The sequence below is a fragment of the Parafrankia sp. Ea1.12 genome, from assembly GCF_900465275.1.
GTDB lineage: Bacteria > Actinomycetota > Actinomycetes > Frankiales > Frankiaceae > Parafrankia > Parafrankia soli.
On record NZ_UBIZ01000408.1, the window covers coordinates 20,126 to 34,402 of the forward strand.

Sequence of the window (14,277 nt, forward strand, 5' to 3'; positions counted from 1 at the left end):
GCCGTGGGGCGCCTTGACCTGCTCAGGTCGGTGCTCCGGGGGCGCGGGCGCTGGACGGCCGCCGTCGCCCACGAGGCGAGCCGCTCGGCGCGGTACTTCCCCGACCTGGCCCTGCTGCCGGCGGAGGGCTGGCTCGGCGAGGCGATCGAGATCGTCGACGAGGCCGACATCCGGCGGGTCAACCGCATCCGGCGGGCCGTGTTCGGCGGCACCGACGCCGAACCGCTGCGGCACCTCGGCGAGGCGGAGAGCTGCTTCGTGATCCTCGAGTGGGCGGCCTTCGTCGGCTCCTGGTGGATCTCCGACGACCGGGAGTCCCTGCGGTACGCCCGCCGGCGCGGCATCACCACCGCCGAGACGATCGACGTCATGGGAATGGCGGTCGCCGACGGCCATGTCGACAAGCGCGACGCGGTCGCCCTGATGCACCGGATGACAGCCGAGGGCAGGCACCTTCGGCTGCCCCGCTCCGACGCCGACCTCGTGACCTGACGGGTCGCCTGGGGCGTGACCTGCGCCGCGGGCGCACCGCCATCCGCGCCCGGGGTCACACCACGTCGACGACGATCTTTCCGCGGACGTGGCCGGCCTCGACCAGGGCCAGCCCCGCGGCGACGTCCACCAGCGGGATCGTCCGGTCGACGACGGTGGTGAGCCCGCCGGCCGCGGCGAGGTCGGCGAGCGCGGCCAGCTCGGAGCGATCGAGGCGGGTGGGCAGGACGCGCAGGTGCTGGCGGACGAACCTGTCGGCCGCGACCGCCCCGAGCATGGCGCCGACCGCGCCGAACACCCGCCCGGGTGAGCCGCCCGCGTTGACCACCAGCGTGCCGCGCGGGGCGAGCGCCCGCCGCAGCCGGCGCAGCGGGTGGTTCCCGACGTTGTCGAGGATCACGTCGTAACCCCCATGCCGCTCGAGGAAGCCGTCCGCGGTGAAGTCGTCCTTCGTGTAGTCCACGACGTGCGCGGCGCCGAGCGAGCGGACCAGTTCGGCGTTGCGCCCGCTGCACACGCCGGTCACCTCAGCGCCCAGCCCGGCCGCGATCTGGACGGCGTAGGTGCCCACCCCACCGGCGGCACCATTGACGAGCAGCCTGGTCCCGGCCCGCACCTCGCCGGTCTCCCGCACCCCGCGCAGTGCCGTCGTGCCGGCGGTCGGCAGCGCCGCCGCGTCGGAGAAGGCGAGGCCGGCCGGTTTGCGGGCCAGCATGCCCGGCCGGGTGCGGGCGAGCTCGGCGAAGGCGCCCGGGCAGAAGCCGAACACCTCCGTGCCCGGGATCGGCTCGCGCACGTTCACGCCGACCGCCTCGACCACGCCGGCCGCGTCCAGCCCGGCCACCGGGTTCTTCGGCCGGCGCAGCCCCATCCCGCCCATCAGCCGCGCGACGTACGGGTCGCCGCGCAGCATGTGCCAGTCGTACGGGTTCAGCGCCGCGGCCCGCACCCGCACCAGCACCTCGTCCGGCCCCGGCACCGGCACGTCGACATCGGCCAGCCGCAGGATGTCCGGCGGGCCGAACCTGTCCTGGACGACCGCCTTCACCGTGACCTCCGACCGGGCTGACCGGGCCGACCGGGCCGGCCGGCCGCCACCGCGGCGCGGGCGCGCCCGGCATCCAAACTGAGAACCGTCATGAGGCAACGGTGGCGTCGCCGTGTTGAGCGGCGGCGGTGAATCGCTGGCGCGGCGGTTGAGTGTCGGTGGCGGGTCGCATACTGGCGGCGGGAGAGTTGATCGTCGAGGCAGGAAGTCGTCGAGGCAGGGAGCGCACCCGTGCTGCGGATCCGGCTGCTGGGCGGGGTCGGTGCCGTCACGTCCGGCGGCGAGCCGGTCGACGTCGGCCCGGCGAAGTGCCAGGCGCTGCTCGCCGCGCTCGCACTCGCTCCCGGCAAGGTCGTGCCGGTCGGGCGGCTGGTGGAGCTGGTCTGGGGCCCGCACCCGCCCAGGACGGCCGACCGCACCCTGCAGTCGTACGCCACCCGGCTTCGCAGGGCGCTCGGTCCCGGTTCGATCCGCCGGGTCGGCGCCGCCTACCTGCTGGATGTCGCGCCGGAGGCGGTGGACGTCGTCCGCTTCCAGCGGCTGCTCGACGAGCGGGACGTCGCCGCCGCCCTCGCCGAGTGGGCGGGCCCGCCGCTGGCCGGGCTGGTCGTGCCCGGCCTGGCCGGAGCCGTCGACGGGCTGGTCGAGCAGTGGCTGGCCGCCGTGGAGGTGGATCTGGCGCGCCAGGTGGAGACCGACGCGCGTTCCGCGCTGGGCCGGCTCACCGAGCTGACCGCCGCCTACCCGCTCCGCGAGGGCCTGTGGGCGCTGCTCATGACGGCGCTCTACCGGGCCGGGCGCCCGTCCGAGGCCCTGGCGGCGTTCCGCGCCGCCCGCCGGCACCTGGTCGACACCCTCGGGGTGGAACCGGGGCCGGCGCTGCGCGAGCTCGAGGCACTGGTCCTGGAGCACGACAGACGGCTCCTGCCGCCCGGCGAGGGATTCGGCCAGGTCGGCGAACGTCCCGTCCCGGGCGAGCGCCCGGGCAATCTTCCCCGCCGGCTGGGGCGGCTACTCGGCCGCGAGCATGATCTGGAGGCCGTCGGCGGCGCGCTGGCCGTCTCACCCGTCGTGACCCTGGTGGGGCCGGGTGGGATCGGCAAGACCCGGCTGGCCCTCGCGGCGGCGGCGCGGCACCGCGACGCGGACGGCGTCTGGCTGGTCAAGCTGGCCGAGATCGCGGCTCCGTCCGATGTGGCGCGGGCGGTAGCCGGTGTCGTGGGCGTGACGGAGAGCTCCGGGCGCCCGCTGGGCGAGTCCGTCGTGGCGGCGCTGCGCCATCGCCGGGTGCTGCTCGTCCTGGACAACTGCGAGCATGTCGTCGACGGCGCCGCGGCGCTCGCCCAGGCGATCGCCGAAGGCTGCCCCGAGGTGCGGATCCTCGCCACCTCCCGGGAGCGGCTCGGCCTCGGGAACGGCTTCGAGCGGCTCGTCGCCGTGGGCCCGCTGGAGCCCGCCGGGGCGGCCGCCGAGCTGTTCGCGCAGCGCGCCCGCGCGGTCTTCCCCGCCTTCGACGCGCGGGCCGGCCACGCCGAGATCACCGAGATCTGCCGCCGTCTCGACGGCCTCCCGCTCGCCATCGAGCTGGCCGCCGCCCGCACCGCGGCCCTCGGCCTCACCGACCTGCTCGAGCGCCTCGACGACCAGCTGCGCCTGCTCGTCGGCGGCGCGCGGACGGCCGACGAGCGCCACCGGACGCTGCGCGCCACCGTGCGGTGGTCCTACGACCTGCTCGCTCCCGCCGCGCAACGCCTGTTCCGGCAGCTGTCGGTCTTCGCCGGGCCGTTCGACCTGGGCGCGGCAACCACCGTCGCGGCCACCACCGTCGCGGCCACCGCCGTCGCGGCAACCACCGAAAGCAACGGTGCGGACGGCTCGCGCGCCGCCGGCCGGCCGGGCGACCCGGGCACGGCCGACGCGGGCGGCACGGGCGGCACGGGCGGCGCGATGGGCGAGGCGGAGGACCTGCTCGGTGACCTCGTGGCGCGGTCGATGCTCGTGGCGGAGACCGGGCCGTTCGGGCGGCGCTTCCGGCTTCTGGAGACGATGCGCCAGTTCGCCGCCGAACGGCTCGCTGACGCCGGTGAGACCCGGCAGGCGACCGAACGGCACGCCCGGTGGTGCCTCGAGGCGGCCACCCGCGTCCAGGTGCTGCTCGCCGGCCCGGCCGAGGTCGAGGGCGTCGCCCGTCTCGACGAGCTCTGGCCCAACCTGCGGGCCGCGTTCGACCGGGCGTGCGCGGCCGGTGACACGGCGCTGGCCCGGGCGCTCGTGCGCCCCGTCGTCGTGGAGATCGTCCGCCGCAGCCGCCACGAGATCGGCGACTGGATCGAACGGCTCCTGGCACTCGGGCAGCCGGGGGCGGAGCCGGACCCCGACCTCGTCGTCTTCGCGCTCACCTGGGCGGCGCAACGCTACAAGATGAGCCAGGACAGCGCCGCCTACGAACGACTCGTCGAACGCCACGGCGAGCCGGACCATCCGTTGGTCCGCCATGCGCGGGCGTCCGTCTACGAGGACTACCCGGCCCATGTGACCTGGGCCGCGCCGGCCGTGGCGGAGCTGCGCCGGCACGGCGCGGACGACCTGGCCGAGCAGTTCGAGCTGGACGTCGGCGCGGCCCTGCTGTTCACGGGCCGGTTCGCCGAGCACGACGCCGTGGTCGGGGCGCTGGTCGAGCGGTACCGCCGGCAGGGGCCGCCCACCCTGCTGAACCTGACTCTGGTGCTGCTCGGCTACTCGGCGCTGCTACGCGGCCGGCACGACCGCGCCGACCGGCTGTTCGACGAGGCCGTCGGCGTCGAGGTGCCGGCCCGGACGCACTCGCCGAACCGGGCCGTCCAGGCCCGGGCGGTCTTCCGGCGCGGCGAGCGGGCACGGGCGTTCGCCATCCTGCACTCGCACGTCGAGCAGCTTCTCGACGACGGGAACATGCAGGCCGCCTGCGTCACCACAGTCGAGTTCGTCAACATGGCGGCGGCCGTCGGCCGGATCGAGGACGCGGCACGCATGCTGGGCTTCCTCGAGACGACCGGCCTGCTCGAGCATCCCGCGTGGCGGACGCTCGTCGACGGCGCGACGGCCCGGGTCGCCGCCGACCCCCGCGTCGACCCGGAGCGGGAACGGGCCGGCGGCCGGCGGCTGGACGACCGTCAGGCACTGGAGTACATGCGCGGCGTCCTGGGCCTCCTCACCTGACCGGCGGCCCGTGGTCTCCGGCCCGACCGGTCGCCCGCCGGATGACAAGCGGGGACGATGCTTGGCGGGCGTCTCATAACGCCCGCTCACGCTCCGCGCCGACGCAGGAGGACCGCCGATGACAGTCGACTCCCCGTTATCGACCCCGCGCCAGGACGGCGCCGCCGGACCACCGCCGCCCTTCGACGCCGAGGTAAGCCCGACGATGGCGATCATGCAGCAGGCGCTGGCGGGGATGCGGACGCTGGATGCCGTCCTGGCCGCCCGTGAGCACACCGGCCGGGACCGGGACCAGGACGCGCGGCTGGCCCGCGACGGGGCGTTCGAGCTGACGGAGGTGTCGGTACCCGGCCCGCCTGGCGGGCCCGAGGTGTCACTGCTCGTGTGCCGGCCCACCGCGACCGCCACGCCACACGCCGTCCTGTACTTCGCGCACGGCGGCGGCATGATCACCGGTGACAACCGGCTGACGCTCGACGACCCGCTGGACTGGGCGCAGGAACTGGGCCTCGTGGTGGTCTCCGTGGACTACCGCCTCGCGCCCGAGAATCCCCATCCAGCACCGGTAGAGGACTGCTACGCGGGTCTGGTGTGGACGGCCGCGCACGCGGTCGACCTGGGCGTCGACCCGTCCCGGATCATCATCTCGGGGCAGAGCGCCGGCGGCGGCCTGGCCGCGGCGACCGCGCTGCTGGCCCGCGACCGCGGCGGCCCGGCCCTGGACGGGCAGCTGTTGATGTGCCCGATGCTCGACGACCGCAACGACACCCCGTCCGCCCGGCAGATGACCGGGCTGGGCATCTGGGACCGCTCGATGAACGAGATGGGCTGGACGGCCCTGCTGGGCGCGGCCCGGGGTGGCCCCGACGTCTCCTCCTACGCGGCCCCGGCCCGCGCCACCGATCTCTCCGCGCTGCCGCCCACCTTCGTCGACGTCGGCTCGGCCGAGACGTTCCGGGACGAGGACGTGGCCTACGCGAGCCGCATCTGGCAGGCCGGGGGCGAGGCTGAGCTGCACGTATGGCCTGGCGGCTTCCACGCGTTCGACCTGGTGGCCCCGCAGGCGGCGCTCTCGCGGGCGGCGAAGGCGGCACGGCTCCAGTGGCTGCGCCGCCTGCTGCGGGACTGACCCGCTTGCCGCGGTGACGTGATTCACTCGACACTCGTCCGTGTATGTGTTCACTTATGAGGCCTGTCGGCGGCCCGGCAGCTTGACATCGGGCCGCCTACCACGACGTGGGTGCCGACTGGCCCCGCGTGCCGCGGCCCGCGGCCTACAGAACTGGAGTCCAGGCGATGAGAGTTGTGGTGGTCGGTGCGTCGAGCGGCCTCGGCCGGTGTATCGGCGTCGACCGGGGCCAGCGCGGCGACCAGGTGGCACTGCTCGCCCGCAGGCAGCACCGGTTGGTCGAGGCGGCCAAGGAGGCCGGGCCGGGCACGCTCGCCATCGCCTGCGACGTGACCGACGAGGAGTCCTGCGAGGCCGCGGTCGAGGAGGCGGCGGCGGGTCTGGGCGGGATCGACGCCATCGTCTACGCCACCGGCATCGGCCCGCTCTCCCGGTTCGAGACGATCGGCGCCGCCACCTGGCGCAAGGCGTTCGACACGAACGTGATCGGCGCGGCGCTGATCACCGCCGCGGCTCTCCCCCACCTGAAGGCCTCGGGTGGCGTGGCGGCCTACCTGTCGTCGGTGAGCGCGTCGCTGACGCCGCCCTGGCCGGGGTTCGCGGCCTACAACGTGAGCAAGGCCGCGCTCGACAAGCTCATCGACTCGATGCGCGGTGAGCACCCGTCCGTTGGCTTCACCCGCATCGTCGTCGGGGACTGCGCCGGCGGCGAGGGTGACTCGTCGACCGAGTTCATCGCCGGCTGGGACAGGGAGTACGCCGCGGAGGTGCACCAGATCTGGGCGCAGCGCGGCTACATGGCCGGCACGCTGCTCGACGTCGCGGAGCTGCTGCGCGTGGTGGACGTCGTGCTGCGGTGCGGCGGCACGATCCCCACGGTGGCCGTGACCCCACGCCCGGCGGCCATCCCTAACGGTGCGACCAAGCAGCTGGACTACCAGGAGTAGCTCCGGGAGAGCACCGACAGCCGCAATCGCTCCCCTCTCCGCCCACATGTGGCTAATGTCACCACCCATGACGCAGGCCACGTGCGGGCGTCCGGGCTCCCGGGGAGAAAACATGATTGCCGCGGTGGAGTTACCCGTCGCCCCACCTTCGCGACGTATGGGTGATCACGATGGGTGCTGAGCGCCGGGACCTGCACGCCCGGCCGCTCAGCACCCCGGGTTCCGACACGCCGGGCCGCCCAGCTCCGGATCACGCGGCGGCAGATCATGCCGCGCCGGGTCAGGCCGCACCAGGTCAGACCGCGCCGGGTGCCGGGCCCCATGGCAGCGCCCCCGCACGGCTGGGGTCGCTGGGTGGTCTGCTCGCCGCGCTGCGCGGGAGGCCTCGGACGGGCGGGTACGCCGCCGGTGCGGACCTGGCCGGCGCGGACCTGGCCGGAGTGTGCCTCACCGGGCGGATCCTGCGCGGGGCGCGGCTGCACGGCGCCTACCTCAGCGGCGCCGACCTGCGCGGGACGGACCTGCGGGACGCCTGCCTGCGCGGGGCCGACCTGCGGGACGCCGACCTCAGTCAGGCCGCGCTCGGCGGTGCGGACCTCGCCGGCGCGCTACTCGCCGGCGCCTTCCTCACCGGCGCCGACCTGCGCGGGACGGACCTGCACGGAGCCTTCCTCCACAACGCGGATCTCCGGAAGGCCTTTCTCGCCCGCGCCGACCTGCGCGGAGCCGACGCCGACGGGATCATCATGCGCGGCGCGGACCTGCGCGCGGCCGACGCCACCGACGCGGTCCTGCGTCAGGCGGACCTGCGTGCGGCCGACCTGCGCGGGATCCGCCTGGCCGGGGCGATCCTGCGCGGGGTCGACCTGCGCGGCGCGGACCTGCGCGCCGCGGACCTGGGCACCGCCCTCCTGAGCTCCGCCCGGCTCGACCGGGTGTACTGGTCGACCGCGACGGCCTGGCCGCCCGGTGAGTGGACCTACCGGATGCGGTCGGCGTCCCAGCAGGTCGCCCCGGGCGTCTTCCAGGTCTCCGACGAGCCGACGCGCCCCGGCCGCCATCGCCCGATGCCCGGCTGACCCACCGGCGGTGCCGCGGCCAGCCGCGCGGATCAGGAGACCGGCGGTTCCTTCCGCAGTCCTCCGATCGGGGCGACGGCGTGACCGCCCTCGGCCCGGCACCGCCACACCGGCCATCCGACGCCGTCCCAGTCCCAGTCCGGCAGGTGCAGGCCGCGACGATGGCGGGCGCAGGTCGGCCAGTAGAACTGGAACATCTCCATCACGCACTCCTGGACGTTCTCGGCGAGCGACAGGACCCTATGGGGCAGGTCGGCACCGTCCAGGCACTCCGCGGGGTTGCCCCCGCCGCGGTGGGGCTCGCCGCCGAAGCCGACGAGGAGCTGCGGCTCACCGTCCTCGCCGTATCCGCCCGACCAGTGGAGCGTCAGGCGGCCCAGGCCGGCCTCGGTCCCGTCCAGGTCCCGCTGCACGATCGTCAGGGCCTGCTCGGTCCGAGCCACGAGATCGGGCTCGAACCGGGCGCGCGACTCCTCCCAGGGAAACAGCTCACCAGTCCTCCAGATGCGGCTGCCCAACCCCGACCTGGCGCGCGACTCCTCCCAGGGAAACAGCTCACCCCACGCATCTGTCTGCGGCTCGAGGCTGTGGCCCAGCTCGGTGAGCGCGACGGGCAGCAGGCGGCGCGCTTCGAGATCGTCACGGACGCCGAGGGCGGCCAGCTCACGCAGCGCGGGGCTGTCGAACCCGGCCGCCAGCGCGTCCGCCGCGAGGTGCGGCAGGCTCACTCCGATCTTGATGCCCGTCCTCAACGCGAACCACGCGTCCTCAAGCTCATCCACCCGTTCATCGTGACAGTGGGAACAGCGCCCGCTGACCGGAACGCACGCGGGGCCCTTACCGGCCCGGAACGGCCGTCTGACGCCGGCCCGGGCCCGCGGACGGCTCACTCGATCCTGGTCGACCAGCGAGAACAATCACCGGACCGGTGATGGCCATTCACCGGCGCGCGCTTTACCGAAATACATCGCACCACCGGCCAAAAATCCTTTGGACGTTTTCATTCCAGGTATGTCAGCACGAGCACCTAACCCCGCCGGAACGATCCTCCCGGAGTGTGTCGGCGCCAACCGCCTGCCCCCGGCGGCGGTCGTGCCGGCGTGGCTGATTCCTGTCGGACCCTCGTGCAAGCATCCGAGCGCGGGTTTCAACCGGCCCGTACAGGAACCACCAGCCAAGGATTCACATCCTCACCAGACCCGTGAGGCAGGAGGCGGACTGTGGAACACCGGACAGGAACCGCGGACGGCACGACGATGCTCCCGGCGGCGGCCCTGGATGCGCTCGCGAACGCCGCGGCCAAGGTGGTGCCGGCGCTGGCGGGCGTCATCCCAGCAGACCCGGCGGCCCGGCTCGGCCGGCTCGGCGTGCCCGGGGGGTCACACGTTCCAGGCCCGGCCGGTCAGGGCCCGAACCCACGAGGGCGCTCCACCCGAGTCAGCTACCAGGGGCGGGCCGTGTTCGATCAGCCCCGGTCACCGCACGCGGCGCCGGTGACGATCCTGGGCCTGTCCGGGCCCGGGCCGGTCCCACCGCCATCGCCGAGGCCGGGCCCACGGCCCGCACCGCAGCCGTTCTTCGTGCCGCCCTCCCCGGCCGGCGAGGCCGAGTCGCCCGTGCTGCGCACGCTGCGCGGGCTCGGCCCGCTGCTGGCCGAACGCCTGCTCGGCGCACTTGAGCTGACACTCGGCGCGTTCGAGCTGGGCGGGGTCCCGACCGGGCTGGCGGCCAGCGTCCCGACGCCTGCCGGTAGCCAGGTGGTCGCGTTCGCCATGGCCAGTGGTGGCGGCGAGCCGGAAGCCGCCGTGATCACGCTTGACCAGGTCCGCTGGGGCGCGAGCACACTCACCTGCGACCTGGTGCGGGCGCTGAGCTCCCACCCGCTGGTCGCCCCGCTGCTCGTAGTGGAGACCGTGCCCAAAGAGGTCGTGGCGGAGGGAGAGACGGTAGCGGCCGAGGAGGTGATCGCGGCGCGGCATGGCGCGGTGCGGCTCGCCCTTGCGGTGGCGGTCTCCATCGCGGTGCTGCGTGAGCTCGGGCTGCCGGCGGTGCCGGCCCGGCCACCCGCGGTCGTCGGTCTGGCGCTCGGCGCCGCCGCCCATGTTCTCGCCGAGGTGCCGATGCCGGCCGCGTACGCGGCCGCGGCGCTGGCCCGTCGCCGGGCGGAGTACCGGCTTCCGCGCGGTTCCGCCGGGCGGGTCAGCGTGGCCGGCCACTGCTTCGCCCTCGCCGAGTCCGGCTCTCCGGCGCTGGAAGCAGCGGCGCCCACGTCGTTCGCCGCGAACGGACTGGTCGAGACCGTGCCCGGCGGCGCCCTGATCCGCACCGGGACGGCGGCCGGCTCGGCACATGTCCGCCTGGCGATTCTCCAGGGCCCCCCGGACGAGGTCGAGCTCGACGGATGGGACGAGGTGGTGGAGGTCAGCTGGACGGCAACGGCCGGATCCGCCTCCGTCTTCGGGGCAGGCCTGGCGATCCCCGCCCTGGAAGGAGAGACCCCGCCGTGGCCGGGTGCGTACCGCCTGCGTGTGCACGCCCGCGACCGGGACGAGGGCGAAGAGTACGAAGGCGACCTGCGCGGCGGCGAGGGCTACCTGCTCGTCGTGTGGGCGGCCCCGGCCGCGCCGGAGGTCGTGCACAGGCGGTCCGACCGGCTGGGGCACCGGCTACGCGGCGAGCCGCCGCCCGCGGCCCGGCCGGAGGCCGCCTACCGCTGGGTGCGCCACAGCCCGATCGGGGAGGCAGCCACCCTCACCGTCGTCCCCGGGGCCGACGTCGCGCAGGTGCTCCGCGCGTTCGGCGCCGACCCCGCCGCGCCGGTGTCCATGACCGAGATGCGCGAGACATGGCGGGCCGGCCGGTTCTGGGTGGCCGTCCTGGCAGTGGAGGGTGCCGTGCTGGCGGTCGAGGACAACGGCTTCCAGGGCACCCAGGCGCAGGTGCTGCGGGCGCTGTCCCGGCGGGGCCGGGCGGCCAGCATGTTCTGGAACGTCAACGCGGTCACCCGGCTGTCGCTCGCGGAGCACGGCGAGATCGTCGCCTCCTTCGAACCCTGGCTCGACCGGGTGGCCGAGCTCGCCCCGGCCGTGCTGCCGTACCTGGCCGGCATGGACCTCACCGACCACCGGCACAAGGTCGCGAAATGCCTGGTGGCCGTCGAGCGGTTCACCGGCTGCCCGGTGCGGCCGGTGGACATCGAGCGGGTGGAGGCGGCCGGCGTGGCCTACCTGATGCCCGACAGATGAGGGATGGACCCAACGTGGCAGCAGAAGAACCGCTCGATCTTGGTCGAAGGTCCTGAAATCACCGTCCGCCCGGTCGGGACGCGGCAGCCGACCAGGGACGATGCCGGACCAGGATCGGAATGATCACACCGTGGCCGACCTCGAACACACGTTCCGCAAAGCCGGTGGGAATCTTGCCACGTGAGTCACTCGCCTGTGGTGGGAGGGAATCGCGGGCGACGATCTTGTCCGGCGTGGGCTCATGGCAGCGATCCGAATGGGGCAGGCCGGTCGTCGCTCATCCGCCGGTGATTTCCTGACGCCAGGTGTGGAAGAAGTGGCGTAGCCGGTCGGCGGCCGGGCGGGGCAGTCCCAGGTCGTCGTCGGTGAACCGGCTGATGGTTCCGATCATGTCGGCGAACACCTGCAGGTCGAAGCCGCCGTCCTGGGTTTGGGCGAGGTGGACGAGTTCCTCCTTGGTGAAGACGTTCGCCAGGTCGTGCACATCGGTGAAATCGCGTGCCTCGGCTCGGCCGAACAGGGCGAGGGTCTTGCGGGCCGCCAGGTCATGGGCGCTGAGTGTCGGCCCGAGTTCGGTGAGGGTGGGTGGTTCGTCCGGCGGGCTGTCGACGCCGAGATCCACGATCAGCGCCTCGCTGTCTGCCTCGACGACAAGTCTGGCGAAGCTGTCCGTGAGCTGGACCCGCCGGGTGGCCCAGCCCTGCGAAGCCGCCGCGCGTTCGAACGCCGCTGCCGTGTCGGGGATCGATGCCGTGGGCGGGAGGGCGGTGAACAGGTCGACGTCGCGGGTCTCGCGGTCGACGAGATCACGTGCGATGAGCGCGGCGCCGCCCGCGACCGCGAAGCCCACGCTTTCAGGAAGCCCGAAGAAGATCCGCGCAACCGCCCGCTGCAGCGGCGTGATCACCTGAGGGCGGTCCGTTCCCAGGCGCGCCGGATCGGGGCGGGAAGGACAAGCTCCGGCCAGGCGTCGACGAGCAGTGCCCCGTCGACGTAGGCGAGGATGTCCTCCGCCGTTCCCTCGCGTAGGACGATCTCGTACAACCGGTGGCGCTGTCGGCGGTCGGTAAGGTCGTAGGTCCGATCGGGGTCGGACCAGTTCAGATGGACCGGCAGGCGTACCCGTGCCAACGCCTGCCGGATCGGGAGCCGGGGCAGCCGATCCGGCACGGTGAACGGTCGTCCCCGCCCGTCCACCACGACCTCGAACGAGGGCACCGGCACGGCGTCGAGCCGGAAGCCCGCCGCCGCCAGTAGGCGCGTCGCGGTCTCCAACGTCGGTGACTTCACCCCGTGCTCATAGGCCGCCAACGTCGGCCGCGACGTGTGCGCCCGCCGCGCGAGCTCGGCCCCGGACAGGCCCGCCTCCAGACGCGCCGATTCGATCAGCCGGCCCGCCAGCGAATCCGCCACTCCCCCTCCATCACGATCCCCTCCATCACGACATGAAGCGTATCCGATGAGATACGCTACTCGTCTTTCGGTCCGTTCGCCGGCCCATACGGCGTGACCTCGGCATGAGCCCTGCCACCAGGCGGCCCGAGCAGCTTCTACGCTGTCGACGGCCTGGTCGATCGCGCCGGGGAGATGACCAAGCGGGCCGTCGGGTCGGTGCCCGAGCCGGTTGAGGAGGGCTCGCAGCCGCGGATCGCTGATCGCATCGGTCAGCGCACGGGTGAGACGTTCAGTGCCGAGTACCCGGATGTCCCGGGCATGAAAGCGGCGCGGCGCGGGGTCGACAGGCTCAGCCAGACCAAGCCGGTTCGTGGCGTCGGCAGGATCGTGGCCCGCCGCGAAGCTGACCAAAAGTCAGCGAGCACGACGGGCCGGCTCGTGGAGCTTCTGCGCCACTACTCCGAAAATCTTGGACTCCTCAACGACCTCCGCTGGCTACCCAAAGTAGTCGAGAACACAGACGGTGACGATACGTCCGACGAACCGGACCTATGCGACCAACCCAACGGTCGGCGCGGGGGAGGTTCGTGATCGGTGTCCGCCGGGCAGAGCTCCGGCGCAACACCATCCTCATCGGCGATGTACGCACCCGACTGGCTGATCTACCGCCCGCCTCGATCGACGCCGTGATCACCAGCCCGCCGTACTACGGTCTTCGCGACTACGGCGTGCCGGGACAGCTCGGCCTGGAAGGCGACGTTCAGGGCTGGGTGGCCGGACTGCGAGTCGTCATGGCATCGGTAGCCCGCGTACTCAAGCCCACCGGCGTGGTCTGACTGAACCTGGGCGACGGCTACGCCCGCCATCCGCAGGACGGCGCACTGAGGAAGAGCCTGCTACTTGGACCTGAGCGGCTGGCGCTGGCGCTCACCGATGACGGCTGGATCCTGCGGAACAAGGTCGTCTGGGCCAAGACGAACCCCATGCCGACCAGCGTCGTGGACCGCCTGAGCACCACACACGAGGTGATCTATCTCCTCACCCGCAGCCGGCGCTACTTCTTTGATCTGGACACCATCCGCACCCCGCACGCCAGCAGCCAGGCTGCGGCGCAGGCCCGAGCCGCTGGTCGGGTCTACCCACCAGAATCGGCGGTCGCCACCATCCGCCATGTCCAGCGCACGCAGCGCAACACTGGACTCAGCGCCCTGAAGGCCAACGGCATCGCCGGACACCCACTCGGCAAGAACCCTGGCGACGTCTGGCGGCTGGCCACGGCCGACTACCGGGGCTCGCACTTCGCCAGCTTCCCAGTGTCGCTGATCGAGCGGCCGTTGCTGGCCAGCGCACCGGAACGGGTGTGCACCGCGTGCAGCGCACCGTGGCGTCGGAAGTCAGCCCCCAGACGGGGGTGGTCTACGGGCACTTCTACATCCAGGACAAGGGCGTGTCGTGGTTCCACGACTCGAGCCAGCCGGAACCGGGGCCGCCGGAGGACGACGACTTGGTGCGCACCGCGCTGGACTGGATCAGCATCGTCAGCGCGGCGGGCGATCATGTGGCCGGCGCGCAGCTGGAGGCGTGGGACTGGGAGCCTCAGCGTCAGGACGACTGGGAGGTGTCGGCCGACTTCGAGTTCACCTGCACCACGGGGAACGTGGCGTTGGTGGCGGTCATGATGGGGCCCTCAACGGAGGAGCTGATCATTGGGGCGCCGGGCACGTACCGGGGGCGGGTGTACTCC

General features: G+C 73.3%; 12 protein-coding genes and 2 pseudogenes. 10 read left to right on the plus strand and 4 right to left on the minus strand.

Translation table 11 applies throughout. The features are described from left to right. Window positions 1–3: 3 nt before the first annotated feature. On the plus strand, window positions 4–492 hold the full coding sequence (locus FMEAI12_RS24110; protein WP_112107946.1) for a hypothetical protein: 489 nt from the start codon (window positions 4–6) through the stop codon (window positions 490–492). A gap of 55 nt (window positions 493–547) precedes the next feature. On the opposite strand, the gene FMEAI12_RS24115 is transcribed toward FMEAI12_RS24110, so the two are convergent. Next, complete coding sequence (locus tag FMEAI12_RS24115) at window positions 548–1,540, minus strand: NAD(P)-dependent alcohol dehydrogenase (RefSeq protein WP_112107947.1); 993 nt, start codon at window positions 1,538–1,540, stop codon at window positions 548–550. 231 nt (window positions 1,541–1,771) lie between these two features. Between FMEAI12_RS24115 and FMEAI12_RS24120 the strand changes: the two genes are divergently transcribed. The 4 genes from FMEAI12_RS24120 (at window position 1,772) to FMEAI12_RS24135 (ending at window position 7,893) form a co-directional block, all read left to right on the plus strand. Next, window positions 1,772–4,738 (plus strand): BTAD domain-containing putative transcriptional regulator, encoded by a 2,967-nt coding sequence (locus FMEAI12_RS24120; RefSeq protein WP_112107948.1) that lies wholly within the window; start codon window positions 1,772–1,774, stop codon window positions 4,736–4,738. 118 nt (window positions 4,739–4,856) lie between these two features. Next, window positions 4,857–5,867 carry an alpha/beta hydrolase gene (locus tag FMEAI12_RS24125; protein WP_112107949.1) on the plus strand — a complete coding sequence of 337 codons (1,011 nt, stop codon included), beginning with the start codon at window positions 4,857–4,859 and terminating at the stop codon, window positions 5,865–5,867. A gap of 167 nt (window positions 5,868–6,034) precedes the next feature. Beyond that, window positions 6,035–6,814: an SDR family oxidoreductase gene (locus FMEAI12_RS24130; RefSeq protein WP_112107950.1), complete on the plus strand. Its 780-nt coding sequence runs from the start codon at window positions 6,035–6,037 to the stop codon at window positions 6,812–6,814. 170 nt (window positions 6,815–6,984) lie between these two features. Further along, window positions 6,985–7,893 carry a pentapeptide repeat-containing protein gene (locus FMEAI12_RS24135; RefSeq protein ID WP_112107957.1) on the plus strand — a complete coding sequence of 303 codons (909 nt, stop codon included), beginning with the start codon at window positions 6,985–6,987 and terminating at the stop codon, window positions 7,891–7,893. 32 nt (window positions 7,894–7,925) lie between these two features. Here the strand turns inward: FMEAI12_RS24135 and FMEAI12_RS24140 are convergent, their stop codons facing one another. Beyond that, a complete protein-coding gene (locus tag FMEAI12_RS24140) occupies window positions 7,926–8,675 on the minus strand; it encodes a hypothetical protein (RefSeq protein WP_112107951.1) in 750 nt (249 codons plus the stop codon). Window positions 8,676–9,113: 438 nt separating this feature from the next. Between FMEAI12_RS24140 and FMEAI12_RS24145 the strand changes: the two genes are divergently transcribed. Beyond that, complete coding sequence (locus FMEAI12_RS24145) at window positions 9,114–11,138, plus strand: DUF6461 domain-containing protein (RefSeq protein WP_131627861.1); 2,025 nt, start codon at window positions 9,114–9,116, stop codon at window positions 11,136–11,138. A 277-nt stretch (window positions 11,139–11,415) separates the two neighbouring features. Here the strand turns inward: FMEAI12_RS24145 and FMEAI12_RS24150 are convergent, their stop codons facing one another. Continuing rightward, window positions 11,416–12,045: a nucleotidyl transferase AbiEii/AbiGii toxin family protein gene (locus FMEAI12_RS24150; protein ID WP_160144315.1), complete on the minus strand. Its 630-nt coding sequence runs from the start codon at window positions 12,043–12,045 to the stop codon at window positions 11,416–11,418. After that, window positions 12,042–12,551: a helix-turn-helix transcriptional regulator gene (locus FMEAI12_RS24155; protein WP_112107958.1), complete on the minus strand. Its 510-nt coding sequence runs from the start codon at window positions 12,549–12,551 to the stop codon at window positions 12,042–12,044. Before FMEAI12_RS24155 ends, FMEAI12_RS24150 begins: the two co-directional genes overlap by 4 nt. A gap of 174 nt (window positions 12,552–12,725) precedes the next feature. Between FMEAI12_RS24155 and FMEAI12_RS36700 the strand changes: the two genes are divergently transcribed. The 4 genes and pseudogenes from FMEAI12_RS36700 to FMEAI12_RS38580 all read left to right on the plus strand — a co-directional run. Further along, window positions 12,726–13,124 carry a hypothetical protein gene (locus FMEAI12_RS36700; RefSeq protein WP_160144316.1) on the plus strand — a complete coding sequence of 133 codons (399 nt, stop codon included), beginning with the start codon at window positions 12,726–12,728 and terminating at the stop codon, window positions 13,122–13,124. Next, window positions 13,121–13,369 (plus strand): DNA methyltransferase, encoded by a 249-nt coding sequence (locus FMEAI12_RS40155; RefSeq protein WP_200835398.1) that lies wholly within the window; start codon window positions 13,121–13,123, stop codon window positions 13,367–13,369. Before FMEAI12_RS36700 ends, FMEAI12_RS40155 begins: the two co-directional genes overlap by 4 nt. 84 nt (window positions 13,370–13,453) lie before the next feature. Further along, window positions 13,454–13,876: pseudogene (locus FMEAI12_RS40160) on the plus strand (DNA methyltransferase); the annotation flags it as partial. 26 nt (window positions 13,877–13,902) lie between these two features. Beyond that, a pseudogene (locus tag FMEAI12_RS38580) lies at window positions 13,903–14,277 on the plus strand (hypothetical protein); the annotation flags it as partial.